Source organism: Pseudomonas sp. K8, from assembly GCF_014889455.1.
Taxonomy (GTDB): Bacteria; Pseudomonadota; Gammaproteobacteria; order Pseudomonadales; family Pseudomonadaceae; genus Aquipseudomonas; species Aquipseudomonas veronii.
In genome coordinates, this window is the sequence record NZ_VJWO01000011.1 from 34,028 (window position 1) to 59,921 (window position 25,894).

Consider the following 25,894-nt stretch of genomic DNA (forward strand, 5'->3'; position numbering starts at 1 on the left):
GCTCACAGGGTGGCAAAGGCTGCGACGGGACCGGCCAGCAGGCCGACGCCCGCCAGGCTCAAGACCAACCTCGGCCAATACGGCAACAGCAGCACCAGCAGCAGCGCGCTGAGCATCAACACCGCGCACCACTCCACCAGGCCTTGGGCCCACCCCGAGGCAGCCACCGCTGGCCAGATCGATAGCGTCAAGCACCCCCCGCCGACCGCGCGCAACCCCAGGCGGCGGCGCGGCGACGGCTTGCTGCGCAGCAGTTCGCCATGGTGACGGTCGGTGGACAGGCACAGTGCGGTAAACCCGACGTAGCACATCAGCCATGCAAGCAGCATTCAATGCGCCTCCGGTTTGAGAGTGAGCGCGCGCGCCCGTTCGGCCCTGGGCTGGGGCGCCGTGCGGTGGTGCATCTTCCAGGCGGCCCAGGCGAGGAATACCCCGCTGCCCAGGCACGTCAGGTCGAAGCCGGCCATGGCCCAGTCGCCCGTCGCCAGTGACACGCCCAAGTGGTGCGAGGTGGTCAGCGCGTTGAGCGCAGGGATCGCGCCAAACAACAGCGCGCCAACGCTCAGTTGCTCGACCCAGGCCTGGCGCCCTCGGCGCAGCATGGCGTGCAACAGGCTCAGGCCCCACGCGATAAAGAACATTTGCACTTCCCAGTCGGCGCGCTGGGCGAAGCTCACCGGCAACAAACGGTTGGCCCAGAAGAACGCCGCGATGGCGATCAACAACCCGGACATGCTGGCAATATTGAGCACTTCGACCAGGCGCAGCTCAAACGGCATGCCGCCGGTTTTGGCGTGCTTGAGCTGGCGCTTGCCGAGCCAGATCACCAGGCCGGTGCCGATCATCGCGGTGCCCGCCAGCCCACAGATAAAGTACAGCCAGCGCAACACCGGGCCGGCGAAACGGCCCATGTGCAGGCCATAGAAACTGCCACCGATCGCCGCCGGCAGCGATTGCTCGGCGCTGACCCGCAGCCGCTCGCCGGTACTGCCGTTGAACGACACGGTGCTGCCGAAATCATGCACCACGCGGTCGGCGCCGGCGCGGACCACATTGACCGAGGCATTCGCATCACTCGGGTTATTCACCACCAAGCGCCCGACATGCCCGCCCGCCCACTGCGCCCGCGCCTGTTCGTACATCGGCAGCAACGGCAACAATGTGCCGGGCTGGCCCAGCGCCGGGGCGTTGTCGGTGGCGGGGAACACCTCGTTGAAGAAGGCCCGGCTGTCGTTGCCGTAAGAGGCCACGATCGGGGCCGGCATGACCATGCTCATGAAGATCACCAGGCTGCTGTAGGTGATCATCAAATGAAACGGCAGCACCAGCACGCCCACGGCGTTATGCCCATCGAGCCAGGAGCGCTGGCCCTTGCGGGGGCGGAAGGTGAAGAAGTCCTTGAAGATTTTTTTGTGGGTGATGATGCCGGTGATCAACGCGACCAACATCACCATCGCGGCGAAGGTGGATAACCAGCGGCCCCAGGGGTACGGCATTTGCAGCTGGAAGTGGAAGCGATAGAAGAACTCGCCGCCCATGCTTTCGCGGGCTTGCACGGCTTGGCCGCTGACCGGGTCGAGGACTTTCTGGATGAAGTTGCCGCGCTTGCCCGGGTCGACCTTGTCTTGCCACATCACCGACAGGCCAGGGTCGCGGCTGTTCGGCAAGGTGATAATCCAGCGCGCGGCGGTGGGCGCCTGCTGCTGCAGGTAGGCTTGGGCCACCGCGAGGCTGCGCCCATCGTCCAACGGCCTGGCCTGCACTTCGGGCTGGGTCCAATGGCTGATTTCATCCTTGAAATACGACAAGGTGCCCGTCAGGAAAATCGCAAACAGCAGCCAGCCAAAGATCAGTCCGGCCCAAGTGTGCAACCAGGCCATGGCCTGGCGGAATCCTTCTTTCATGTGCGTGCCATCCATACACCCACACCTGCCAGGGTCGCGAACAACGCGCTCGGCAGCATCACGCCACACCAGGCACGCCATGCGGTGCGGCAGGCAAAGCACCACAGCACCGCCAACAGGTAGAACACAAACGAACTCATCATCCCGGTGATCACTGCGTCGGCGCGGGACGTGGGCAGCCACAGCGCCAGGCAGACGGCGGCCAGAGACGCCATCAGATAGCCGCCGACCACAGCGGCCAATGCGCGTGACGTGACAGCGAGGCGGTAAGCGGCGGGAAGCGAGGTTTTGCTTTTCATGCGGGGAGCGCCAGGTTCATCAGAGCGCAATATTAATGATAAATATTCTCATAAGCAAAAGAGAACGAATGAATCACCTGCTCGAAGGCGTAGATCTAGCTGCCCGCCAGGCAACTCGGGGTGCCCGCGACCAGGGCGTCGATGGCGCAGCGCGTCTTGGCCGGCATGTGCGCCGCGGTGGGCCAGATCACATGAATCGGCGCGGGTTGCTCGCGGTAGCTCGGCAGTACCGCTTCCAGCTGCCCGCGCAGCACATAGTGCGCGATCAGCCAGCTCGGCAACCAGGCCAGGCCCACGCCAGCGATGGCGGCATCGGCCACGGCCTGGAGGTCGTCCATCATCAGCGGCGAGGCGACCCGCGCACGGTGCGGGCGGCCTTGGGCATCATTGAGTTCCCACTCCAGGCGCGGCGCATTGCAGCGGTAGGCAATGCCGCGGTGCCCGGCCAAATCCTCGAGACACTCGATTCGACCGACGCGGCGCAAATACGCCGGCGCCGCCGCCAGGCCGATGGCCTGTTCGCCCAGGCGCCGGGCGCTCAAGCGGTCAGTGTCGGGTAACGCGCCGATTCGCACCGCCAGGTCGAAGCCTTCCTGGGCCACGTCGATCAGCCGGTCAGAAAACGAAATATCAATCTCCAACTGCGCAAAACGGTCCAGCAAGCCCCACAACGCCGGCGCCGCGTAGTGATGCCCGAAAGCCAGCGGCAAGCTCGCCCTCAAGCGCCCGCGAGGCTGCTGCCGACCGCTTTCGAGCACGGATTCGGCCGCTTCCAGCTCGGCCAGCGCGCGCAGGCAATGCTCGTAATAAGCCTGCCCGTCCTCAGTCAACCGCTGGCGGCGGGTGGAACGCTGCAACAGGCACGTGCCCAGGCGCGCCTCGAGGCGCGCCAAGCCTTTGCCCACGGCCGAACGGGTGAGGTTCAGCCGTTCGGCGGCTTCGGTCAGGTTGCCGCTCTCGACGATCTGCAGAAAGAGTTCAACGCCATCAAAACGTGGGGTGGCCATGCTGTAATTGTCGCCTTTGATTCCCTGATTGAAGGAAAATTTGTCACGAATAAAGAATCTACTTCCCGCGAGAATGACACGCTCCACCTCTCGAAAGGAAGACCCCATGCCTCCCGCCGTCGCTGTATCGGCTGTCAGCCCATCAAGCTCCGCCAGAAACGCGCTCGCCCTCACCGCCGTGTGCCTGGTGGCGCTGATGTTCGGCCTGGAAATCTCCAGCGTGCCGGTGATCCTGCCCACGCTGGAACAACAATTGGGCACGGGTTTCCAGGATGCCCAATGGATCATGAACGCCTACACCCTGGCCTGCACCAGCGTACTGATGGCTGCCGGCACGCTGGCCGACCGCTTTGGCCGGCGACGCATGCTGGTGCTGTGCCTGTGGCTGTTTGGCTTGGCCTCGCTGGCCTGCGGGCTGGCTGAAGACGCGTCCCTGCTGATCACGGCGCGTTTCGTCCAGGGCATGGGCGCCGGGGCGATGATGATCTGCCAGTTCGCGATTTTGTCGCACCAGTTCCGTGAACCGGCGGCGCGGGCGCGGGCTTTTGCGGTGTGGGGCGTGATCGCGGGCCTGGGCCTGGGCTTCGGGCCGATGGTCGGGGCGTTGATCCTGGCGGTGGCGGACTGGCGCTGGGTGTTTCTCGTACATGTGCCGCTGACCTTGCTGACTCTGGTGCTGCTGCATGTCAGCGTGCAGGAGTCGCGCGACCCGGCCAGCCATCGCCTCGATATCGCCGGCATGCTCACCTTGACGCTGTCGGTGTTTGCGTTGGTTTATTTCATCACCCAAGGCACCGAGAATGGCTTTGGCGCACCGGCCATGCTGGGCTGGGCCGGCCTGTCGCTGGCAGCGCTGCTGCTGTTCAGCTTGATTGAGCGGCGCAGTGCCCATCCGATGTTCGATTTTTCGGTGTTTCGCATCCAACGCTTCAACGGCGCGTTGATGGGGTCGATCGGCATGAACTTCAGCTTCTGGCCGTTCATGATCTACCTGCCGTTGTACTTCCAGGCGGGCCTGGGCTACGACACCCTGACCACCGGCAGCGCCCTGCTCGCCTATACCCTGCCCACCTTGCTGGTACCGCCGCTGGCCGAACGCCTGGCCCTGCGCTACGGCGCCGCACGCATCATCCCGCTGGGCCTGGGGGTGATGGGCAGCGGTTTTCTGGCCATGGCCGCCGCCAATGGCGCCGCGCATCCAAACATCGTGCTGGTGCTGTTCAGTTGCGCGATGGCCGGCGTGGGCTTGGCGCTGACCAACTCACCGACTACCAACACCACCACCGGCTCGGTCTCGGCGGATCGCGCCGGCATGGCCTCGGGTATCGACCTCAGTGCGCGGCTGATCACCCTGGCGCTGAATATTGCGCTGATGGGTTTGGTGCTCTTGCTGGGGATCAGCCATCAACTGGCCGAAGTGCTGCCCGAAACCAGCGCACTGGATTGGCCCGCGATCAGTCAGCACATTGCAGCGGGCAAGCTGGAAGTGCTGAGCTCGATGGGGCTGGCGCGCGCGGATGCCCAAGCGGCGCTGCGCCACGGCGCAGGTTGGGCGATGTTGTTTGCGGGCGTAGGGGCGTGTGGGTTGGCGTGGTTGAGCGGGTATTTTTTCCGACGCAGCAGGTAAACAAAAACGGGCCTGCATCTGCAGGCCCGTTCTCAGTGGGGAATGAAAAAACTGTCAGCTGTTAATTGCAGCGTTTTCGTTTTCCAGGAATTCCTCTTCAAGCGCGTCATCATTCACTTTGTTGGCCGGCACATTTTTCGCGGCAGCGCGTGGCTTGCCTTGCAGTTTGCCGAACAAGTGTTCCAACGCATGGTCCAGCTTGGTCGCGGCACCGTCGATCGCCAGTTCCAGCGTATCGGCTTTATGCAGCACCGAAAGCGGTTGATGGCCCTTTGGCCGTGCTTCCAGGCGGCAGCTTAAATCGTGGGGACCGGGCTTGTCGCCGTTCTCATCCCGCAGGTAGACCTCAACGCGGGTCAGGTCTTCGTCATAACGTTCGAGCGTGCTTTCAATGGTATTACGTACCCACTCCTCCAGTCGGATGCTGCTTTCAATATGGTTATCGCTATTGACTTGGATTTGCATAGTTCTTCCCTTATTTCAGCTAGCTCGCGAGAGGTCACAAACTGCAACACCGGGGTGGTGAAACCATGACCTCTTGATTACACAATTGAGCAGTCAGAGAAACAATTCAACCCCTTTGCAAAGATAAATCCCACATTACAAATTAACCCTGACTACAAGCAAAAACGCTGGTAGGGTGGGGAGTTAGTTACATCTTCCTACCCCCCGCAATCTTCATCGTTGCCCCGCGCGCGCCTGCTTGCGCCGCCGACCAATCATGCACCGCATTCTCGCTATTGCCCTGAAACAAAGCACGACGCCAACCCATGTGGGAACCGGCTCGCCCGCGATAGCCGTCTCTCAGCCGAGGATTCATCAGTTGATCCACCGCAATCGCGGGCAAGCCCCCTCCTACAGGTGATTCCAGCGTCAGACAGGTCGCTGTACGGCACGGCCCTTGCTGTACAACTGATGAGGCAAACGGATGTTGTGAACCCTCAGCGACGGAGTGGCCGGTGGTCAGGCAACGCGAACTAATCCAGACCTCGGTCGTCAATGACTGCATGTTCTTATCAGGCGGTAACGCACCATGGACAATCCTTTTCAGATCATCACCGACACCTTCACCCCACAATACCGGGTCAACCTGAGCATCCAGCGCCTGGATGGCAGCATCATGCTGACCCTCTCGAATGAGCAGGGCGTGGTGGTCAAGCGCATGATCAGCGCCGCACAACGCAACGACCCGCAACGGCTCAAGCGCCTGGTGCAAAGCATTCAGTTCGGCATTGCCATCGAGCAGGGCCACAGCGCCATGGAGATCCTGGCGGTGATGACGGACGGGGACAGTCACAAGCTGTTGCAGCGACCGCCCACCCGCGCCCTGCCCTTGAGCGTCAGGCTTTAAAGCTCGCCTTTCTCTGTTTCAGGGCTCTCGCCCTTGCGGTGCGGGCCTTGCACCTTCACCGAGGGAAACGCCGACGACGCGTAGCGCACCACCAGAATCGAGAACGCCAACAACAGAATCCCGCCGCACAGGTAAATGATGCCGATGTCCGGCGGGTTGTGGTGGGACACGTTGGAGATCAGCAGACGCGTCAGCGCGGTGATCGCCACGTAGATCAGGAAGCGCACCGGCATGTGGTTGGTCTTGAAGTAAATCCCGACCATGGCGCCCAATTCCAGGTAGATGAACAACAGCAAGATGTCATCGATCTTGATGTGCCCGTTCTCCAGCATCCCCAGAAATTCCATCACCGCCGCCCAGGCGGTCACCGCACCGATGGCGAACAACGCCAGGTAGTGGAACGACTCGACAAACAGATTGCCCAGCGACTCGGCCAGCCCGTGGACATTCTGACGCAGCTTTTCGGCCCAGTTGATTTTCACGATGATGCTTCCTTAGGTCGGCTCGACCGGATAATGCGGCTTGGACGTGACGGTTGTTCTGCATGCAGAAAAAAGGCCAGAGGTAGAGATAAGATGATGGCAGGGTGACATGGGACACTCCAAACCTGTATTTCCGGGCTACATTAAAAAACTGCTACCCAAACCCCACGGTTTGGCTTACCCTTTTAGCTGTATATAAATACAGTAGTCGAAAAAGACAACTATCGTGAAGGCATGTGAGGTGGTGAATGGCCGTCGAAGTGGTATACCGCAGCAGCCGAGATCTGGAGCGTTTGTTCATGGATAAAGCCGAAGCTGACCGTCATGACAAGATGCTTGAACTCGCTGAGTTGCTCGCAGAAGTGTTGCAAAAAGCCGTGCCGTCGTTGAGCGAGCAGCAGGTTGAAGAGGCCGGGATCTACATGGCGAAAAACCGCGATGTCTTTGCCAAGGCGTTCAGGAGCCAACCGGACGCGCTGTCCGAGTTGCTGAACCCGCCGGCGGAATAAAGCCCGAATTGAACAGGCCCTGAATCGATGATTCAGGGCCTTTTTAATGCGTGGGCTAGCGGTAAAGCAGGCGCTCGGCCAGTTCATCGGCGACCCGTGCAGGGGAGCGTTTTTCGGCCTGGGCGTGGGCGAAGATTTCGGTCAGGCGCGTGCCGATGTTCGACAGGTGCGCGGTGATGGTCGGCAGTTCGGCGCCGCTGTGCTTGAGGGCGACGTAGATCAGGCCACCGGAGTTGATCACATAGTCCGGGGCGTAGAGGATGCCGCGCCCTTCCAACTGGTCGGCGACTTGCAGGTTGGTCAGTTGCGCACTGGCGGAACCGGCCACGGCGGCGCAGCGCAGTTGGCCGACGCTGTTGCGATTGAACACGGCGCCGAGACCGCAGGGCGCGAGGATGTCGCAGGGGGTGCTGAGCAAGGCGTCATTGGCGATCGGGTGTGCGCCGAGTTGCTCCATGGCCAGTTGCACTTTGCCTTGGTCGATGTCGCTGACCAGCAGTTCGGCGCCGGCGGCATGCAGTTGTTCGGCGAGGGCGTAACCGACGTTGCCCAGGCCCTGGATCGCCACGCGCAAGCCTTCGAGATTGTCGCTGCCCAGGCGCGCCATCGCGGTGGTGCGGATGCCGGCGAATACGCCCATGGCGGCATGGGGCGCAGGGTCGCCGGCGGCGGTGGTGCTGGTGACGAAGCGGGTTTGCTGGGCAATGCAATCCATGTCGGCCACCGAGGTGCCACTGTCGATGGCGGTGATATAGCGGCCGTCAAGTTGCTCGACACATCGCCCGAAGGCTTCAAACAGGGCTGCGCGGCTTTCCACATGGGCGGGGCGCAGGATCACGGCGCAACCACCGCCCACCGGCAAACCCGCCAGGGCGGCCTTGTAGCTCATGCCTTGGGCCAGGCGTGCGGCGTCGGCCACCGCGCTTTCGTCGTCGGGATATGCGAGGTAACGACAACCACCCAGGGCAGGCCCCAGGCGGCTGTTGTGGATGGCTATGATCGCCTTCAACCCGGTCGTCGGGTCGATGCTTAGGTGCAGCGATTCAAGGCGGGTGCTGTGCATGAGAGCAAACATCGTCAAGCTCCCGAATCACTTCTGGTGTCGCCAAGTATAGGCCTGCGGCAGAAAACTGCCGAAGTGCGCGGGAATAAGCCACCCGGTTTTGCGGGGCCTGCGACATAAGCAAGTAGGATATCTCTCAAGCTACTGGACGAAAATTCTCAGCAAGGCTAAAACGGGAGCATCCGCCGGAGAATGCAATGAACCCCCGTCACGCCTTTTTCGCCTGCCTGGAACGTTCGCCCCCTGCGCTGTTTGAAGCTGCGCTGTGGATTGCGGCCGAGCATGACCCAACGGTGCAACCGCTGTTGATCCTGCAGGAGCTCAACGTGCTGCAACAGCAGGTCAGCCTGGGCATGCCCCTGTTGCCGGCGGATGAGCTCGGCCAGCCGTTGCTGCGACGCCTGAATGACCTGGGGTTCGCCCAGGATGACTTCACCCCGCTGCGCCCCGCCGCCGCGCTGCTGGACAAGGTGTTGCAGCGCAAGCGCGGACAACCCCTGGCCATGGGGCTGATCGCGATGGAACTGGCGCAACGCCTGAATATCCCGATGGTCGGCGTCAACTTCCCCGGCCACTTCCTGCTGCGGGTACCCGGCGCCGATCACCTGCTCGACCCTTGCGGCGGCCGACGCCTGTACCCCAACGATTGCCGCGAACTGTTGCAACGCCAATACGGCCCTGACCTCAAGCTGCAGGCCGACCACCTGCGCACCGCCAGCCCACGCTCGATCCTGCAACGACTGTCGCGCAACCTGCGCCAGTTGTACCTCTCCAATGACGACCCGCTGGCCGCCCTGGTCGACGCCGAGCGCGTGCTGGAACTGGGCCATGCCAGCGCCGCCGATTACCTGGCGCGGGCCAGCCTGTATCAACGCCTGGACTGCCCAAGCGCCGAGCGTTTCGACCTGGAGCACGCGCTGCTGCTCAGCGAAGACCCGATCCAGCGCCTGCGCCTGACCCAGCGGCTGGGCCACTTGCCGCCCAACTCAGTGATTCACTGAACACAACGAGCGCGTCTAGGGTGTATCAGGCTGGTTGGCAGGGTGCGCCTGGATAAACGCCGGATGCTGCGCCGCCAAAGCCGCCACCCGCCCGATACGCGGATACCCCGCCAACGCCACCTTGAAGCGCTCGGCGGCATACAGCTGCGGAATCAGAAACGCATCCGCCAGCCCCGGCTGCTCGCCAAAGCAAAACCCGTGATCGCCAATCAACTGCTCGACCGCGTCCAAGCCCTGGCTGATCCAATGACCGATCCAGGCCAGCACCTGGGTTTCATCATGGCCCCACTGGCGCAGCAGGTTCTGGGTGCTGGAGTTGTGCAGCGGGTGAATGTCACAGGCGATGATCGACGCCACCGCACGCGCATGGGCGCGGGCTGCCAGGTCCCGGGACAGCAGCGGCACCTGTGGATAACATTCCTCCAGGTATTCGATGATCGCCGACGACTGGATCAACAGTTCGCCGTCATCGGTACGCAGCGCCGGGACGCGACCTTGTGGGTTGATCGCCAGGTACTCCGGCTGGCGATGGGCGCCGCCCGCCGGCGCCACAAGGTTGACTGGCACGGCGGTGAAGTCCAGGCCCTTGAGCGCCAGCGCGATCCGTACCCGGTACGACGCAGTGGACCGATAGTAAGTGTAAAGTTCCATCGCCCCGCCCCCTCAGCGCGCCGCGACCACCGTGCCGCGGCATTCGCCGAAGCCGATAGAGGCAAAACCATCACGGCTGCAACGGCCGCGCAGGATGATTTCATCACCGTCTTCGAGAAATTTACGCACCTCGCCCGACGCCAGTTCAATCGGCTTCTTGCCACCCTCGGTGATCTCCAGCAGGCTGCCGAACTGCCCCGGCTGCGGCCCGGACAAGGTGCCCGAACCGAACAGATCGCCGGCCTGCAACTGGCAGCCATTGACGCTGTGGTGCGCAACCATTTGCGCCACGGTCCAGTACATGTACTGGGTGTTGCTCAGGGTCAGGCGCTGGGCCGGCAGGTTCTGTTCACGCATCGACGCCGTGGTCAGCAGCACCTCCAGCTCGATATTGAACGCGCCCGCCGCCTGATCGCCTTGATCCAGCAGGTACGGCAGCGGCTGCGGATCGCCTTCGGGACGTGCCGGTTGTGCCTGGCGGAACGGCGCCAGCGCTTCGGCCGTCAGCACCCACGGCGAGATGCTGGTGATAAAACTCTTCGACAGGAACGGCCCCAGCGGCTGGTACTCCCAGGCCTGGATATCCCGCGCCGACCAGTCGTTGAGCAGGCAGAAACCGGCAATGTGCTCGGCCGCCTCGCCAATGGCAATCGAGTCGCCCATGGCATTGCCCTGGCCGATCCAGATGCCCAGCTCCAACTCGTAGTCCAGCCGCGCGCAGGGGCCGAAGCTCGGCTCGGTCTGGCCGGCCGGCAGGGTCTGGCCTTTGGGGCGGCGCACCTCGGTGCCGGACGGGCGAATGGTCGATGCACGGCCGTGATAACCGATCGGCACGTACTTGTAGTTGGGCAGCAGCGGGTTGTCGGGGCGGAACAGTTTGCCGACGTTCTGCGCGTGTTCGATGCCGACATAGAAGTCGGTGTAGTCATTGATCTTGGCGGGCAGGTGCATCTGGCAATCGGCGGCGCGGTGCAGCACTTCGGCTTCGCGTGCTTGCAGCGGGCTGCCCTCCCCGAGCAATGCCAACAGGCGCTCGCGCAAGGCCACGCGCGGGCCACGGCCCAGCTCGAAGAACGCGTTCAACTGCCCGCCGGCAGTGGCATCGACGGCGCGCAGCGCTTCACCGTCAAACGCATCGCGGGCGGCCAGCAGGTCGAGAATGCAGTCGCCGATCGCCACGCCACTGCGCGGCGCCGAGCCGTTGATGCTGAACACCCCCAGCGGCAGGTTTTGCAGGGGAAAATCACGATGACCGTTGGCGCTGGTGACCCAACTGCGGGCGAGCGTTGATTGCGTCATGGGTTATCTCCGGTTCGGGTCGAAGGTGACGGGCAGCGAGGCCCAGCACGCGTCATAAGCAGATTGTAGTTGCGGGCAGTCCAGGGCGAAGCGCGTCGGGCGCAGCACTTGGCTGGTCTCGAACATGAACGCCATGGTGTCGTCGATCTTGTGCGGGGTCAGCTCGACATTGATCGCCTTGGTGCAGGTCTCGCCATCCGGGCCGTGGGCGCTCATGCAGCTGTGCAGCGACGCGCCGCCGGGCAGGAAGCCTTCGGCCTTGGCGTCGTAGGCACCCTGGATCAGGCCCATGTATTCGTTCATCAGGTTGCGGTGGAACCACGGCGGCCGGAAGGTGTTCTCGGCCACCATCCAGCGCGGCGGGAAGATCACGAAATCGAGGTTGGCCAGGCCATGCACGCTGGTGGGCGAGGTCAATACGGTGAAGATCGACGGGTCGGGATGATCGAAACTCACCGTGCCGATCGTATTGAACCGACGCAGGTCGTATTTGTACGGCACGTTGTTGCCATGCCAGGCCACGACGTCGAGGGGCGAATGGTCGAGTTCGCAGGCCCACAGTTCGCCGAGGAATTTCTGCACCAGGGTCGTCGGCTGCTGGCGGTCTTCGTAGTGGGCAACCGGGGTCAGAAAATCACGCGGGTTGGCCAGGCCGTTGCTGCCGATCGGGCCGAGGTCCGGCAGGCGCAGCGGGGCGCCGTGGTTTTCGGCGACATAACCGCGCGCCTGCGCATCCAGCAGTTCGACGCGGAATTTCAGGCCGCGTGGCAGCACGACAATTTCCAACGGCTCGACCTCCAACACCCCGAGTTCGCTGGCGATACGCAAGCGGCCCTGCTCAGGCACGATCAACAGCTCGCCATCGGCGTTGAAGAACACGCGCTGCATCGAACGGTTGGCGCCGTAATGGTAAATGCTGATGCCCGACGGTTGCTCCGCCCCGGCATTGGCCGCCATGCCAACCAGGCCATCGATGAAGTCGGTCGGCTCGCTCGGTATCGCCAACGGGTCCCAACGCAGCCGATTCGGCGTCACCGCGCCCAGCGGCCCACCGGCCAGTTGCCGCTCCAGTTTGACGAACGCCGGATGATGGGCCGACGGCTGGATGCGATACAGCCAGGTACGGCGCGCTTCACTGCGCACCATGGTGAAGGCCGTGCCGGAGAAGAGTTCGGTGTACAGGCCGTAAGGCGCTTTTTGCGGGGAGTTCTGGCCGACCGGCAGCGCGCCGGGCAGGGCTTCGCTGGCGAATTCATTGCCGAAGCCCGAGAGGTATTCGAGGTTCATGGATCATCCTCTGACGGAAGTTGTTTTTATCGTAATCCAGTTACGCATAACGTAATTTGATCACTGTCGACCGTCAAGCTATAAAGACGCCCACTCATCTCTCGGATTCCCGTTGCCCAATGGAAAAGCCCCGCGACACCGGTAAACAGAAAGTCCGCTCGGCCGAAGTGGGCACCGACATCCTCAAGGCCCTGGCCGAACTGTCGCCCTCCACCTCGCTGTCGCGCCTGGCCGAGCATGTGCAGATGCCGGCGAGCAAGGTTCACCGCTATCTCCAGGCCCTGATCGCGTCGGGCTTCGCCGAGCAGAACAGCGCCACCAACCATTACGGCCTGGGTCGCGAAGCATTGCGCGTGGGCCTCGCCGCACTGGGCAGCATGGACGTGCTCAAAGTCGGCGCCCTGCCCCTGGCCGAGCTGCGCGACGAGTTGAATGAAACCTGCTTCCTGGCGGTGTGGGGCAACCAGGGTGCGACCGTGGTGCAGATCGAACCGGCGGTGCGCGCGGTCACCGTGGTGACGCAACTGGGCTCGGTGTTGCCGCTGCTCAGTTCATCCACCGGGCTGGTGTTCAGCGCCTTTTTGCCAGCGCGGGAAACCATCGAATTGCGCGAGCGCGAGATCCAGGCGGGCATCGCCCACGCCCTGGCGGACGACCAGGCCTACGCCAGCGCCTGCGAACAGATCCGCGCGCGTGGCTTGCACTTTGTGCATGGCCTGCTGATGCCGGGTGTGGATGCGTTGTCGGCGCCGGTGTTCAACGCGGTCGGCCAGGTGGCGGCGGTGATGACCGTGGTCGGCCCCACCTCGCTGTTCCATGCCGATGAAGACGGCCCGGCGGCGCAGCGCCTGCTGGCGGCGACCCGGGCGGTGAGTTGGCGGATGGGCTACCAGCCCTGAGTCAGTCGCGCCATTGCGTCAGGGCGACCGCCAGGCGGTTCTCCAGAGCGCGGACCGGTGCGGCGTCGCTCAGGTAGTTGTTGCTGATCATCGAAAACACCAGGCGCCGCCCGTGGGCGTCGGTGAGGTAACCGCTCAATGACGACACGCCGCCCATGGAGCCGGTCTTGGCATGCAGGTTGTCTTGCGCCGGCGTGCCGCGCAGGCGATAACGCAGGCTGCCGCCGCTCATGCGCGCGGGGTTGCCGGCAATCGGCAAGGCGTTGTACCACGCGTCGAACCAGGGTTGCCTGGACGTCGCCAGCAGCAAGTCGGTGAGCGTCTGCGCCGACACCAGATTGCGCCGCGACAACCCCGAACCGTCCACCTGATTCAGGCTCGCCGGGTCCAGCCCCTGGCGCCGCATGAAGGCCGCCACCGCCGCCACGCCCGCCTGCGCGGTTCCGACGTTCGCGGTCTGGCGGCCCATGGCCTTGAGCAAGGCTTCGGACATGTTGTTGTTCGAAAGTTTGAGCAGCGGCGTGATCAGTTCCTGCAACGGGGCCGATTGATGCTCCGCCAGCAGCCGCGCCGTCGCCGGACTGCTGCCCCCGATCACTCGACGGCCCAGCACCTGGATGCCCTGCTGCGCCAGCGCCTGTTCAAACAGATTGGCCACCAGTTGCGTCGGTTCCCACACACTCACCCATTGCCGGCTGTGCTTGCCCGGCGCCAGCGCGCCCGTGAGTTGCAGCAGGTTGGTGCCGTGCTGGCGCGTGATCCCATAGCTGTTGCCGGGGCCGCTCACCGCGCGGTTGCTCAGTTGCACGTAATCGGTGGCCGGGCTGATCGCCACACTGACCGGCTGGCCGGGGCTCATGGGCGCGGTGGCGGTGACCATCAAGGTGCCCGCATCAAAATCAGAATTGGGTGACACGGTCAGCGCCGAAATCTGCGCGCCGTAGTAGGTGCTTTCATCGTCCTGAGCCCAATCCACGCCGAGGCGCTGCGCATCGAACCAGCTGTCGTCGAACACCAGGTCGCCCTGCACCTGACGCACGCCCTGGCTCGCCAGTTGCGCGGCGAGTGCCTGGTAATCGGCGAACTGCGTGGTCGGGTCGCCCAGGCCGCGCAGGTACAGGTTGCCGTTCAGGCGCTCGCCTTGCTGCGCGCCGTTGCTCAGCAGTTGGGTGGAAAACCGATACTGCGGGCCCAGCACGTCCATCGCCGCCGCAGTGGTCAGCAGCTTGAGGTTGGAGGCCGGCACCAGCCGCGTGCGCGGGTTGTGTTGATAGAGCGTGTTGCCGCTGCGGGCGTCGCGCACCACGAGTGAAACCGTGGCGCCATTGAGGGCCGGGTCGGCCAACAGGCGGTCCAGGGTTGAAGGGCCGGCGGTCGGCGCAACGCTGGCGCAGCCCCCCAATAAAACGCTCAAGCCGACCAGCATCGCGCTGGTGTGTAACCCTCGTGCAAACCGCATCAGTACCGTTTTCCGCAAAGCCGTCAGTGGCGGCAACGCTAACAGCTCATGCCGTTTGTGGCGAGAGAGCGTGCTCGCGCTGGAGGGCGAAGCGCCCCTGACAGGCTCGACCACCGCCCTCGCCGCCGGCTCAGAACTCCAGCGTGCTGGACACCGACACCTGCCGCGCATCCCCCATCGACACAAACACCCGGCTGGCCGCCGAGGTGTAGTAGGTGCGATCGAACAGGTTCTTCACGTTGACCTGGAACTTGACCTTCTGCCCGTCGATTTTGGTGTTGTAGGAGGCGAACACATCGGCCACGGTATAACCCGGCAGATTGAAGCTGTTATTCGCATCGCCTTCGCGCTGGCCGACGTAACGCGCACCGGCACCGACGCGCAGATCATCGCCGCCAAGCAGGCTGCCGACGTCGTACACCGCCGACAACGAACCGGTGTGTTTGGCCACGTTCTGCAGGCGCTTGCCTTGCAGCGCCGGGTCTTTGGTGACTTCGGCATCGGTGTAGGCATAGCTGCCGATCAGGCTCCAGCGGTCGCTGAGCTGGCCGCTGGCGTCCAGTTCCAGGCCACGGGAGCGCACTTCGCCGGCCACGCTGTAGACCGTGTCGACACCGGAGCCGACGGACACCAGCACGTTGCGCTTGGTGATATCGAACAGCGCCGCGCTGGCGGTGATGCGCCCCGGTATGTCGAGCTTGGTCCCCAGCTCCCAGGCCTTGGATTGCTCCGGCTGCAGGTCGCCCTGAAGCACGCTGCCATCGTTCAGCGCGGCAATGGTCGAGTTGGGTTTGAACGACTCGGTGTAGCTGCCGTAAAACGACAGTTCGTCGGTGTAGCGGTACACCAGGCCGGCACGCGGCACCCATTTCTGGCCATTGCCGTCGGTATTGGCCTTGAACGGCACGCCTTTGCCGGCGTATTGGTCGTACATCTGATAGCGCGCGCCACCCACCAGAATCCACTGGTCGGTCAGGTGAATCGCATCCTGGAAGAACAGTGAGTCACTGCGCAGCAAGTCGGTCTGCGCGCTGTCCTTGGCGCTCACCGTGGTGCCTTGCACATCGTTGCCATACACCGGGTCGACGTAGCTGAAGGCACTGCGCTGCGCCTGGCGGATCAGTTCGGCGCGATAGATCTTGCGGTACTCATCGTCGAGGCCGAACACCAGGTCATGCTGCATGCCGCCCAGCTTGACCTTGCCTTCCAGGCTCGCCGTGGCGAAGCGGTCGGTGGTCAGCGCACCACGCGTGCCGTCCATGCTGCGGGTCAAGGTGCCGTTGCTGTTGACCGAGGCGATACGCACCTGGCTGGCGTCATAGGTTTCGCGGTTCCAGCTGTAGCCGACGTGCGCCTTCCAGTCGTCGTTCAGGTCGTGATCGGCCTCCAAGCGATACAGGTCAGAGCGGCCTTCCATGTTATTGAACGGCTCATCCAGGCGCCGGGTGGCGGGGATGTCCAACGGGTGATTGGTCTTGGGGTCGATGGCGGTACCGCGGTCGAACGGCGAGAGAAACTCGCGGTGTTCGTAAGCGAACACCACCTGGGTGGTGTCGCCATACCAGGCCAGGGATGGCGCGATCAGGCTCTCGCGGTGAGTGCCGTAGTTGCGCCAGTAGTCTTCGTCCTCGTGGTCGACGATCAGGCGATACGCCAGCCCGCTGTCGCCGATGGGCCCCGTGGTGTCGAGGTTGCCGCCGCTGCCGTTCTTGCCGTTGCCGAAGGTGGAGCCACGGACGGTCAAGGAGGTGGACTGCAGCAACTGCGGCTTTTTGCTGACGATATTGACCACGCCGCCCGGGTCCTGGATGCCATACAGCAGCGACGACGGGCCCTTGAGCACTTCAACCCGTTCGGCCGTAGCGTTCAGCGCCCGGCCCTGCACCACGGGCATGCCGTCCTGCATGATCGAACCGTTACGGTTGTCGCCAAAGCCGCGCAGCATCACCGCATCCTGGGTGCTGCCGAGAGTGTTGGCCTGGGTGATGCCGCTGATATTGGCCAGGGCGTCATCCAGGTTGCGCGGTTGTTGATCACGCAGCACTTGGGCGGGCACTACGTTGACGGTTTGCGGGGTCTCCAGCAGCAGGCTACGGGAACGCATGACCGAGCTGGTGGGTGGCGGCTGGTAGCTGGTGCTGTCGGCGGGTTCGGCGACCGCGCTGATAGTGGTGGCGCCCAGGTTCAGCGCGCCGTCGCTGGGCACGGGCTCCAGGGCCAGGGTGCGGGCGTCGATCTGGCGGAAGGTAAAACCGGAGCCGCCCAACAGGCGTTGCAGGGCCTGGGTCGCGCTCATCGGGCCGCTGACGGCCGGGGCATTGAGGCCGTAGGGGGCTTCGTCGGTATAGATCACACTGAGCCCGGTGACCCGGCTGAAATCACTGAGCGCCTGGGGCAGTGGCTTGGCCGCCAGGGCAAAGTTGAACTGGGCACTTTGTTGTTCCTGCGCCTGCGCCACACTCAGGGGCAGCAGTGCCAGCCCCGATACCGTCAAGACCGAGGCTCCCAGCCACTGTTTAACCCAACCGCCCGCCGTCGATTTCATGCTTGTGAGCACCCGTGTAGAAAACGCTGTTAATGCGAATAGATCGCAGTTTCAAGCACTACACGGATGGGCGTCGGGTTTACCTCACCTCCGGTTGAAAATAATCCGGTTTTATTGCGCCTGAATGCAAAAGCCCAGGCGCGGGAAGTGAACATGCACGGTGCCGCCACGTTCGTCGGTACGGCGCAGGATCAGTTCTTCGCGGCCGGCAAACAACAACTCACCGAGCACCGGGTCGGTGCCGTAGTCGGTGGCCGCAATGCTCACCTGCTGGCCGGCCGTGAAGCCATTCAAGTCCTCGAACACTTCAGCGGGCAACGCCGCCGGGGTGGCGTGACGCGCTACGTCAAGGGCTTGCTCGGTGCTCATCTCGGTGGCGGTGCCATGGCCAAAGCTCAGCACCCGGTCGAGCCAGGTGGCAACGGCGGGATGTGCGTCAACCAACGGCGCGGTCACCACCGAGCCTTTGAGGAACCACAGCGGATGGGCCAGGGCAAAGTCGGCAATCGAAGGCTCACCGAACAGAAAATCTCCCTCTTGGTGCTGCAATTGCTGGTCGATGCGGCTGATGATCGCCGGCCATTGATGCTTGGCCTGCTCAAGATGCAGACGGGCTGCGGTGCCGCCGCTGAACAGCTTGGCACGATCGGCCACCAGCACTTTGAGCATTTCGGACGGCACTTTGGCGAACTTGGCCGCCAGGGATTCGGGCTGGAATACCAACGCCACGGCATGGGCGAACACCACCGAATCGGCCCAGGTGGCGAACCCCTGGGCGACCAGTTCCAGGCCTTGGGGAAACAGCGCCGGCCCGGCTTTTTCCTGTTCCAGGCGGTGCGCGATCAGTGCTGTGTCACAGTAGATGTCGGCGCCGATCTGCAGCACCGGAGTCTTGCGATAGCCGCCGGTGAGGGCGATCAGGTCAGGCTTGGGCATCACTGGCGAGATCAGCACCGAGCGCCAGGACAAGCCCTTGAAGCCCAGGAGCAGGCGGGCTTTTTCCGCGAAAGGGGATTGCGGGTAGTGGTGCAGGATCAACTCAGACATGCCAGGCTCCGCTCAATTAAATGAGCATTCAGCTTAGCCTGCAAAATCACGCGTGGGTGAAATAGGCGCCCATCAATCAGGTCAATGAGCCACTCGCCGCCAGGCATTCCTTGGCGCTCTTCTTCAATTTCTTGATCAAGCGTTCCTGGCGCAGCGCCTCGCCCTTGCTCGCACACTGCTCGGTGTACACCAGCGCGACGGCGGGGCTGGAGAGGAAAAACCGCGCGCCCTTGCCGCTTTGATGGGAGGCAAACCGGCGCAGCGGATCATTGCTGATGCCGCAATACAGTGAGCCGTTGGCGGCACGCACCAGGTACACGAACCAGGGCTTGGGTTCAGGAAGATCAGTCACGGGTCGATTCGGCAAACCAGAGGAGCGCCAATCTTATCAACGACTGGCCTGGAATGCCCTCAGGCCTTTGAGCGCCTGGGCGCGCACGGCGTTTTTCAGCGCGGGCGACCAGCCCAGCAGCAACCCCTTGAGGCCCAGGGCCTGGCGCGACCAGCGCCACAGGTCGAAGTGGTCGTGGTGTTCGCAGATCTTGCCGTCGCGAAACACGAAGCGCGCGCCAATGTCGTTGACCACCGTGTTGCCGGTCGCGCTGAACAGGTACGTTGCCACCCAATGGGCGCTGCCAGTACTGTCATCACTGCGCACGTGGTCGAAGGTCAGGGAAAAGTCCTTGGCCCGCGTGGTGAGCATGCGCCACATATCCCCGGCATCGCGCCCGCGCAGCTCGCCGAACGCCGGGTCGCTGAACACCACGTCGTCGGTGTAGCAGGCGGCCATGGCTTCGGCATCCAGATGTTGGAAGGCCGTATAGAACTCGGTGATCAGGACGTTGTGGGCATCACTCATGGGCAACATTCGCACGATGGTCAGGGGTGCTGAACGATAATCCTCGTAACACGGGAAAGCCATGGTTATTCATCACGAGAATAAGTGATACCTGGCGGGGTTAAAGGTAGATAACGTCCAAAGTGGCGCTGCCGTCTATCTGGATTTCTTCCTCACCCGGCAGAGAGTCTTTGGGCGCGAGGACTGTACTCAACATCAGGTCTGTCTTAAGGGTCGTCACTGCCACGGGAATTATATTACCGTTACTCACGGTGCGCAGCCAACGTGGTTGCCACATTGCGTTATCGGCAGCAAACCACGTCTCTTTATCGATGGACTCAATCACGGCTCTCGGTTGTTCGTCGGCTGTCACATCGTTCATCTTAAGTTCGTACCTGCCGATCTTTTGCCCACCACTTGCCAAGCCCAAACCATACACGGTGAGCGGGTCATGTGAAGGTGATTGAACAGCCGCAGTTCCGGCTCGATTGTCCAGACTCCTGACTGCCATCAAAGTCGGCGCGTCACAAGTAACCTCCAAGTTTATCGTCGCCGCTGGCAGTACCATCTCCCCCAGTCTAGGAAAATCGTTGATCGAGATCTTCCCATAATCCACCGTACCGGCATCAGATAAAGTTGGCGTACAGGCCGACGGAATGATAGTACCGACCACGCTGATATCCACACTGGATGCGGCCATTACATTAGAAACACCGGCCAGCAAAAACGCGGCGGCAACAAGTACACGGGACGGTTGCATAATAGGCTCACTTTCGGTCATTACTTGATGAGCCAGGCAAGCGCACAGACGCGCTTACTTTAACTCGTCAGCAAGACAAAACTATTAGAATGAAGTGTATGCCCCGACCAAACAATGCCAGGACAACCATCACAAGTTAAGGGATAACTCATTCAAACTTAATACAAGTAATACGATACTCAGCCACTGCCTGACTCACTCTAGCACCGTCATGAAACTGCAACTTTCTACGGCACCATGCCCGCCGCACGCGCATAAGCGAACAAATCCACATCGGTGGAGATGCACAGCCGGGTCATCGCCGTGCTTTTCTGCTTGCTGATGGTCGAGATGCTGCGGTTGACCCGCGCCGCGATCTGGCTGACGGTCATGCCGCTGGCGAGCATCCGCACCACTTCGCGCTCTTTGCCGGACAACTGCGGCACGGCTTGCTGATTGCCCGTCCCGGCCTCCGCCAGTTGTGCGCGCAGACACTCGCTGACGAAGGTGCGCCCTTCACTGACGGCGGCAATCGCCAGGGGCAGTTCGCGGGCCGACGCGCTTTTGGCCAGGATCGCCCGCGCGCCCTGGGCAAACGATTCGCGCAACGTGGCGACATTGGCAAACATGGTCACCAGAATCACCGGCAAGTCCGGGTGCCGGCGCCGCATCAGGCCGAGCAAGCCATAGCCGTCGGCTTGCTGGTTACCCGGCATGGCGAAGTCCGTCACCAGGATATCGCACGGGGTGCTGTCCACCAGCGCCAGCAACTGATCCGGGCCGTCGGCCTCGGCGACAACTTTGCACCGGCCATTGGCTTCTATCACCACTTTCTGCCCGATACGCACGATGGGATGATCGTCAGCAATAATTACGCGAAGCATGAGCACCACCATGATGGCAACTTGAATCCGCGCAAAATACTCCCGGATCGGATCGGCAACAACCGCCCCCAAACGCCGTAATGGCAGATAGCCCAGCAATCCCTGGGAGCAGAATTTTACCCCACAGAAAAAAAGGAAATTGCCCACTCTGAAGACCTACAGAAGCCATCGGTCTTAGCTGTCATCCTTTTCCTAATAGCGACAAATATTTCAGATACCCCATCAAGTCGCTGCGCAAGGCGAGCAAGCGCTGAAGGTGCATGGCCACGCCGTCGCGGTTGATCGCCTCGATCAACTGATGACCGCGCATTTCCAGCGGTGTGGCGCCGAAGAACGCCACGCTGCCGATCAAGCGGTGCAAATGCTCGACCGTGGCCTGCGCTTGCAGGCCGTCGGTGGCCTGGGCCAGCGCATGCAGATCGAGCTCGGCCTCGTACACCAGGCTCGCCAGGATGCCGGGCAGCGCCTCGCTGCAGCCGAACAGTTGCCCCAGCCGGCCGCGACTCGGCCAGCGCCCCTCCACCGTCGTGACCGGCTGCGCGGTCTCGCTGATACGCGGGCCGGGCAGCCAGTCGCCGAGGACTTGGCGCAGTTGTTGAAAGGTCACCGGTTTGGCCAGCCAGGCATCCACGCCCGCAGCCTGGCACTGCTGGATTTCGCGCGCGCCCAGCTTGCCGGTGAACGCGATGACCGGCACGCGCTCCGCGCCGTCGCGCAGTTCGCGGCGGCGCAGCTCGCGGGTCATGGCATAGCCATCCATCACCGGCATTTGGCAGTCGCTGAAAATCAGGTCGGCGCGGCTGACGTCCAGAATCGCCAGGGCAGCCTGGCCGTGCGCGCACACTGCAAATGCCAGCCCCAACCGCTCCAGCATCGCGCCCATCAGCAGGCAATACGCGGGATGATCGTCTACCAACAACACCTTGAGCTCACGCCAATGCCGGGTTGACGCCGGCTGTGCGGCCAGGTCATCCCCTGCTCGGTCGCCTGGGATAGGGCCTGATGACATGACTACCTCAAATTCAATAAGCGCACGGCGCGGGGATCGGCAACCTCAATGGCCGACAGAACATCCGCCGACATAGGTACCGGGTACGGCACGCAACACGCCTGGCTGTTCGAATGTGCTGTGAAGATGTATCGGCCGGAACGCTATTTGAATTAGGCCGCCTGCGCGATACAACAACTACGAAACCCTTATATTTCCTACACACAAAAAAACGAGTTCCGACAAGTCGATTGGGCGTGTGCGACATCCGCCCATTGTCGTATTTGTTGTATTTGCCCGACGCCCTCCCCCCGATAGATTGCCCGGCATCCCCAGAGCGGGACGCGACCGGCCACTCCAGGCGGTCGCCACCTAGTTACCGACGGGTCCCCCCTTGCCCCTCGGCAATCAGTTTTGCATCGGAAGCTCGATCACATGAAAAAGCCCTTAGCCGCATTCACCGCCGTCATCGCCCTTGTCGGCAGCGGCATGACCTTCGCCGCCAGTACCGTGGAATTGACCGTCAAAGGCGTGATTACCCCAAGCGCCTGTACACCGACGTTGTCCGCCAGTGGTGTGGTGGATCACGGTAAGGTCTCGGTAAAAGACCTCAACCTCGACAGCCCGACCAGCCTGCCCACCGCCAGGCTGCAACTCAATGTGGACTGCGAGGCCGCAACCCTGTTTGCGTTGCGCACCACCGACAACCGCGCCGGGTCGTCAATCTACGGCTTCGGCTACGGCCTGGGCCTGATCAACAACCTGCAGAAAATCGGCACGTTCTGGCTCTCCCTGAGAAATCCGGTGGCCGACAACGTCGCCGTCGAGCCCATCGAGTCATTGGATGGCGTGAGCTGGCAAGCCATTGACGATGTGGTTTGGCAAAACCCGTACATGGCGGCGTTTGGCGACAGGTCGAACGGTCAGGATCCCAAGCCGATCCCGATCAAGAACGTGATCAGCGAGCTGGTGATCGACACCCAGATCGCCGCCGCCAACAGCCTGGACTTGAGCAACGAAGTGCTGATCGACGGCTCCGCCACGATCGAGGTCAAGTACCTGTAACTCATCATCCACGCAGGGCATTGCCCAGAGAGGTTGTTCATTTCATGGATAAATATTTCCCCGCATTGTTGGCGAGTCTGCTGCTGGCGAACGTGCCCAGCGCTTTAGCCAGCAGCCAGGCCGAGCTGAGCGTGAGCGGCGTAATTACGCCCAAAGCCTGCACGCCGGGCTTGGCTGAGGGCGGCACCATCGACCACGGAAAGGTGACCGTGCGCGACCTCAACCAAGACCGAGACACGTTGCTGCCGCGCAACACCCTGCACCTGAACGTGCGGTGCGAAGGCTCGACGCTCTTCGCCATGACCACCATCGACAACCGCCACGGCACATCGGTGATCCCCAACCACCACGGCCTGGGCACGACCCCCAACGACGAGAAACTGGGCAGCGTTTCGCTGAGTTTGAGCAACCCCATGGCGGACACCATGGCCGTGCGAACCATCGTGTCGCTGGATGGCGGCACCACGTGGACCCCCGGTACGCAGTTGGGCCACCTCAACCTGCTCGCGGTTGCCGCAATGGACAACCCCACTCAGCCAATGGCCGTGACGATCTTCGAAGCAGACATTGTGCTCTACACCCGAATTGCCCGTGCCGATGGCCTGACCCTCACCGACGAAGTCCTCGTCGACGGGCACACGACTCTTGAGATGAAGTACCTGTAACAGCGTAACCCCCTGTCCCCCTGGACCCCTGTATTCCTATCCATCCCTGGAGCTTCACCCGTCATGAAAAAGCTACTGCGTACCAGCGTTACCGGCGTACTGATCGGCTGCGCTTTCCCGGTGCTCGCCGCCTCCACCGTTGACCTGACCGTCAAGGGCCTGATTGTGCCCTCGGCGTGCATGCCGAGCCTGTCGGCCGAGACCATCGACGTCGGCCGGGTCTCGGTCAAGGACCTTAACCTGGACACCCGGACCCAACTCACCCCGGTCACCCTGCAAATGGGCATCGACTGCGAAGCCTCGACCCTGTTTGCCCTGACGGCCACCGACAACCGCACCGACTCGGCAAACAGCATCATCGAATATGGCATCGGTAAGACCAGTGCCGGTCAGCGTATTGGCGGCTACCTCATGTTCCTCGACCAGGGCGTCGCCGATAACACGCCCGTCGGGATGATCCGGTCGTCGGACAACGGCACCACCTGGAACTCTATGCGGCCAGACATGGGCTGGCAAACCAATCAATTGATCTCGATCCAAGAGATCGGCGCGGCGCGGGTGCCTGTGCCGGCCCAGAACACGCAGGTGGCGCTCTCGGTCAAGCCATTCATCCTGCCGGCCCAGGGCCTGACGATTACCGAAGACACGGTGATCGACGGTTCGGTCACGGTCGAAGTCCTCTACCTGTAACGCCACCGCCTTGCCCGATGCCCGTACCACCCGTTCAACACCAGGTAACTCAAGCCATGAACCTGCTTACTCGCTTGCCGGCCCTCACCCTTCTGTTGGCGGCGGCGCCCTTGGCCTTCGCGCTCTCGAGCGTGGAGTTGGACGTCAACGGGCGAATCACCCCCAGCGCGTGCAGCGTATCGCTGTCGGACAACGGCCTTGTCGACCACGACAAGATCCTGGCGACGACGTTGCATCCGAGTGAGTTCACCGTGCTGCCGAACCAGCAGATGGGCTTGAGCATCAGTTGCGAAGGCCTGGTGTTGTTCGCCCTGGTGGGCATCGACAACAAGCGCGAGTCATCGCTGGCGCCGGATTATTTTTATGGGCTGGGCATGAACCCCCATGCCCCCGACGAACGCCTCGGGTCGGTCAGCCTGTCGTTGCGCGGCCCGGTAGGCGATTCGCAGCCGATGCAAACCCTGACCTCATCCGACCAGGGGGCTAGCTGGAAACCCGAACCTAACATGTACCCGCGTCTGTTGATGGGCTTTGCCCGGGCCGGCGATACGCTGCCCGCGCCGATCCGGCAATTGGTGGCGTCCCTGCGGGTCGACACCTCGATCAGCCCGGCCAACACCTTGACGCTCCACGAAGAGGTGCCCCTCGATGGCTCGATCACGCTGGACCTGCGTTACCTCTGACACCGTGCCGTCGGCGCCCCGGTCACCCACCGCGCGCATGTCGGCCCATTTGAAGCGCCCTGTATAGAAGAGCCCTGTTATGAACTCGTTTTTTTCCGTTTGGCGCTGGCTGCCGCGTCTCTGCTGCGTGGCACTGGCCGTCCTCGGTGCAACCGTCGCGCGTGCCGACGGCATGGTCCCGGACACCTCGGTGGTGATCGTCAACGAGGCCGATGGCGAGGCCACGGTCTCGGTCACCAACACCGACACCAAAATGGCCTTGCTGCACGTCACCCTCGAAAACATCCCCGAGGACAGCGACACGCTGCTGTTCGTGACTCCACCCCTGACCCGCGTCGAGGCGTCCAAGAGCCAGTTGGTGCGCTTCATCCTGCAAACCCAGGCGCCGCTGCAAACCCAGCGCCTCAAACGGGTGATTTTCGAGGGCATGCCCGCCCAGCGCGACCCGGCCCAGCTCGGGCGCGCGCAAGTGGGCGTGACCGTGCGGCAGAACCTGCCGGTGATCATTCATCCCAAGGGGCTGGCGCCGAATCGCACGCCGTGGCTGGGCCTGCAATGGACCTTGAAAGCCGACCAGCTCAGCGTCCACAACCCGTCCCCGTATGTGGTGCGCCTGGCCCAGGAGCTGCAACTGCTGCCCGGCAATGCTTCGGCGATGCTGCCGCGCACCTATGTGCTGCCCGGTGAAACGCTGACCGTCACCGCCAGCGGCGCCGGCGCCGGCGCCACCAGCGTGCGCCTGCAACCGGCCACGGTGTATGGCTTTGCGGTCGCGCCCCACGACGCGCCCATAAGCCTGTGATGCAACGGCGCCCAGGGACACGACGGCGCCACTATCACGAAGTGGCCACCCACTGAAGGCCACCGGGAAGACCTGACGCGATAGGGAATCACGCCGGGGACTTCCATCAT

General features: G+C 62.8%; 28 protein-coding genes. 10 read left to right on the forward strand and 18 right to left on the reverse strand.

Annotated features, from left to right (window positions below; all coding sequences use genetic code 11):
- Window positions 1–2: 2 nt before the first annotated feature.
- The 4 genes from INT12_RS10645 to INT12_RS10660 all read right to left on the reverse strand — a co-directional run bounded on the left by INT12_RS10645 (window position 3) and on the right by INT12_RS10660 (window position 3,210).
- Complete coding sequence (locus tag INT12_RS10645; RefSeq protein ID WP_193040445.1) at window positions 3–329, reverse strand: DUF3325 domain-containing protein; 327 nt, start codon at window positions 327–329, stop codon at window positions 3–5.
- Window positions 330–1,904 carry a PepSY domain-containing protein gene (locus tag INT12_RS10650; RefSeq protein ID WP_046488612.1) on the reverse strand — a complete coding sequence of 525 codons (1,575 nt, stop codon included), beginning with the start codon at window positions 1,902–1,904 and terminating at the stop codon, window positions 330–332.
- Complete coding sequence (locus INT12_RS10655) at window positions 1,901–2,203, reverse strand: DUF3649 domain-containing protein (protein WP_046384598.1); 303 nt, start codon at window positions 2,201–2,203, stop codon at window positions 1,901–1,903. The genes INT12_RS10650 and INT12_RS10655 overlap by 4 nt, the downstream gene beginning before the upstream one ends.
- A gap of 95 nt (window positions 2,204–2,298) precedes the next feature.
- Complete coding sequence (locus INT12_RS10660) at window positions 2,299–3,210, reverse strand: LysR family transcriptional regulator (RefSeq protein ID WP_026139741.1); 912 nt, start codon at window positions 3,208–3,210, stop codon at window positions 2,299–2,301.
- Window positions 3,211–3,316: 106 nt separating this feature from the next.
- On the opposite strand from INT12_RS10660, the gene INT12_RS10665 reads away from it, so the two are divergent.
- Complete coding sequence (locus INT12_RS10665; protein WP_193040080.1) at window positions 3,317–4,837, forward strand: MFS transporter; 1,521 nt, start codon at window positions 3,317–3,319, stop codon at window positions 4,835–4,837.
- Window positions 4,838–4,891: 54 nt separating this feature from the next.
- Here INT12_RS10665 and INT12_RS10670 read toward each other — a convergent pair whose 3' ends face one another.
- Window positions 4,892–5,302 carry an HPF/RaiA family ribosome-associated protein gene (locus INT12_RS10670; protein ID WP_017844524.1) on the reverse strand — a complete coding sequence of 137 codons (411 nt, stop codon included), beginning with the start codon at window positions 5,300–5,302 and terminating at the stop codon, window positions 4,892–4,894.
- A 568-nt stretch (window positions 5,303–5,870) separates the two neighbouring features.
- On the opposite strand from INT12_RS10670, the gene INT12_RS10675 reads away from it, so the two are divergent.
- The gene (locus tag INT12_RS10675; protein ID WP_017844523.1) at window positions 5,871–6,188 is read left to right on the forward strand and encodes a DUF3509 domain-containing protein; all 318 of its coding nucleotides are present in this window, start codon (window positions 5,871–5,873) and stop codon (window positions 6,186–6,188) included.
- On the opposite strand, the gene INT12_RS10680 is transcribed toward INT12_RS10675, so the two are convergent.
- Window positions 6,185–6,670, reverse strand: coding sequence for a phosphate-starvation-inducible protein PsiE (locus tag INT12_RS10680; protein ID WP_046488615.1), 486 nt, complete (start codon window positions 6,668–6,670; stop codon window positions 6,185–6,187). The genes INT12_RS10675 and INT12_RS10680 overlap by 4 nt on opposite strands.
- A gap of 248 nt (window positions 6,671–6,918) precedes the next feature.
- Between INT12_RS10680 and INT12_RS10685 the strand changes: the two genes are divergently transcribed.
- Window positions 6,919–7,179, forward strand: coding sequence for a YebG family protein (locus INT12_RS10685; protein WP_017848679.1), 261 nt, complete (start codon window positions 6,919–6,921; stop codon window positions 7,177–7,179).
- A 55-nt stretch (window positions 7,180–7,234) separates the two neighbouring features.
- On the opposite strand, the gene INT12_RS10690 is transcribed toward INT12_RS10685, so the two are convergent.
- Window positions 7,235–8,254 carry a Leu/Phe/Val dehydrogenase gene (locus INT12_RS10690; RefSeq protein WP_017848678.1) on the reverse strand — a complete coding sequence of 340 codons (1,020 nt, stop codon included), beginning with the start codon at window positions 8,252–8,254 and terminating at the stop codon, window positions 7,235–7,237.
- 185 nt (window positions 8,255–8,439) lie between these two features.
- Between INT12_RS10690 and INT12_RS10695 the strand changes: the two genes are divergently transcribed.
- Window positions 8,440–9,243: a SirB1 family protein gene (locus INT12_RS10695; RefSeq protein WP_046488617.1), complete on the forward strand. Its 804-nt coding sequence runs from the start codon at window positions 8,440–8,442 to the stop codon at window positions 9,241–9,243.
- 15 nt (window positions 9,244–9,258) lie between these two features.
- On the opposite strand, the gene maiA is transcribed toward INT12_RS10695, so the two are convergent.
- The 3 genes from maiA to hmgA are packed head-to-tail and all read right to left on the reverse strand — an operon-like array spanning window position 9,259 to window position 12,480.
- Window positions 9,259–9,894 (reverse strand): maleylacetoacetate isomerase, encoded by a 636-nt coding sequence (gene maiA, locus INT12_RS10700; RefSeq protein ID WP_079442905.1) that lies wholly within the window; start codon window positions 9,892–9,894, stop codon window positions 9,259–9,261.
- 12 nt (window positions 9,895–9,906) lie between these two features.
- Window positions 9,907–11,193: a fumarylacetoacetase gene (fahA, locus tag INT12_RS10705; protein WP_193040081.1), complete on the reverse strand. Its 1,287-nt coding sequence runs from the start codon at window positions 11,191–11,193 to the stop codon at window positions 9,907–9,909.
- 3 nt (window positions 11,194–11,196) lie between these two features.
- The gene (gene hmgA, locus INT12_RS10710; RefSeq protein ID WP_193040082.1) at window positions 11,197–12,480 is read right to left on the reverse strand and encodes a homogentisate 1,2-dioxygenase; all 1,284 of its coding nucleotides are present in this window, start codon (window positions 12,478–12,480) and stop codon (window positions 11,197–11,199) included.
- Window positions 12,481–12,599: 119 nt separating this feature from the next.
- Here hmgA and INT12_RS10715 point away from each other — a divergent pair, with 119 nt between their 5' ends.
- Window positions 12,600–13,379, forward strand: coding sequence for an IclR family transcriptional regulator (locus tag INT12_RS10715; RefSeq protein ID WP_046384607.1), 780 nt, complete (start codon window positions 12,600–12,602; stop codon window positions 13,377–13,379).
- A 1-nt stretch (window position 13,380) separates the two neighbouring features.
- Here the strand turns inward: INT12_RS10715 and dacB are convergent, their stop codons facing one another.
- From dacB to INT12_RS10755, 8 genes are all read right to left on the reverse strand, one after another.
- On the reverse strand, window positions 13,381–14,838 hold the full coding sequence (gene dacB / locus INT12_RS10720; RefSeq protein WP_193040083.1) for a D-alanyl-D-alanine carboxypeptidase/D-alanyl-D-alanine-endopeptidase: 1,458 nt from the start codon (window positions 14,836–14,838) through the stop codon (window positions 13,381–13,383).
- A gap of 130 nt (window positions 14,839–14,968) precedes the next feature.
- On the reverse strand, window positions 14,969–17,383 hold the full coding sequence (locus tag INT12_RS10725) for a TonB-dependent siderophore receptor (RefSeq protein WP_193040084.1): 2,415 nt from the start codon (window positions 17,381–17,383) through the stop codon (window positions 14,969–14,971).
- 111 nt (window positions 17,384–17,494) lie between these two features.
- Window positions 17,495–18,430, reverse strand: a complete 936-nt coding sequence (locus INT12_RS10730; protein ID WP_193040085.1) for a glutathione S-transferase family protein — start codon at window positions 18,428–18,430, stop codon at window positions 17,495–17,497.
- Between the two features lie 76 nt (window positions 18,431–18,506).
- Window positions 18,507–18,782, reverse strand: a complete 276-nt coding sequence (locus tag INT12_RS10735; protein ID WP_026140234.1) for a GIY-YIG nuclease family protein — start codon at window positions 18,780–18,782, stop codon at window positions 18,507–18,509.
- A gap of 36 nt (window positions 18,783–18,818) precedes the next feature.
- Window positions 18,819–19,289, reverse strand: coding sequence for a nuclear transport factor 2 family protein (locus INT12_RS10740; RefSeq protein WP_046385353.1), 471 nt, complete (start codon window positions 19,287–19,289; stop codon window positions 18,819–18,821).
- Window positions 19,290–19,389: 100 nt separating this feature from the next.
- Complete coding sequence (locus INT12_RS10745) at window positions 19,390–20,028, reverse strand: DUF1120 domain-containing protein (protein WP_226926121.1); 639 nt, start codon at window positions 20,026–20,028, stop codon at window positions 19,390–19,392.
- Window positions 20,029–20,255: 227 nt separating this feature from the next.
- Window positions 20,256–20,891: a response regulator transcription factor gene (locus INT12_RS10750; RefSeq protein ID WP_026140231.1), complete on the reverse strand. Its 636-nt coding sequence runs from the start codon at window positions 20,889–20,891 to the stop codon at window positions 20,256–20,258.
- A 181-nt stretch (window positions 20,892–21,072) separates the two neighbouring features.
- Window positions 21,073–21,900, reverse strand: a complete 828-nt coding sequence (locus INT12_RS10755; RefSeq protein ID WP_226926128.1) for a response regulator — start codon at window positions 21,898–21,900, stop codon at window positions 21,073–21,075.
- Window positions 21,901–22,314: 414 nt separating this feature from the next.
- Between INT12_RS10755 and INT12_RS10760 the strand changes: the two genes are divergently transcribed.
- The 5 genes from INT12_RS10760 to INT12_RS10780 all read left to right on the forward strand — a co-directional run bounded on the left by INT12_RS10760 (window position 22,315) and on the right by INT12_RS10780 (window position 25,784).
- Window positions 22,315–22,944, forward strand: a complete 630-nt coding sequence (locus INT12_RS10760; protein ID WP_017848664.1) for a DUF1120 domain-containing protein — start codon at window positions 22,315–22,317, stop codon at window positions 22,942–22,944.
- 44 nt (window positions 22,945–22,988) lie between these two features.
- Window positions 22,989–23,609 carry a DUF1120 domain-containing protein gene (locus tag INT12_RS10765; RefSeq protein ID WP_102618658.1) on the forward strand — a complete coding sequence of 207 codons (621 nt, stop codon included), beginning with the start codon at window positions 22,989–22,991 and terminating at the stop codon, window positions 23,607–23,609.
- 63 nt (window positions 23,610–23,672) lie between these two features.
- Window positions 23,673–24,299, forward strand: a complete 627-nt coding sequence (locus INT12_RS10770) for a DUF1120 domain-containing protein (RefSeq protein WP_046384612.1) — start codon at window positions 23,673–23,675, stop codon at window positions 24,297–24,299.
- Window positions 24,300–24,355: 56 nt separating this feature from the next.
- Window positions 24,356–24,982, forward strand: coding sequence for a DUF1120 domain-containing protein (locus tag INT12_RS10775; RefSeq protein WP_017848661.1), 627 nt, complete (start codon window positions 24,356–24,358; stop codon window positions 24,980–24,982).
- A gap of 79 nt (window positions 24,983–25,061) precedes the next feature.
- Window positions 25,062–25,784, forward strand: a complete 723-nt coding sequence (locus INT12_RS10780) for a fimbria/pilus chaperone family protein (RefSeq protein ID WP_017848660.1) — start codon at window positions 25,062–25,064, stop codon at window positions 25,782–25,784.
- The last annotated feature ends 110 nt before the right edge of the window (window positions 25,785–25,894 follow it).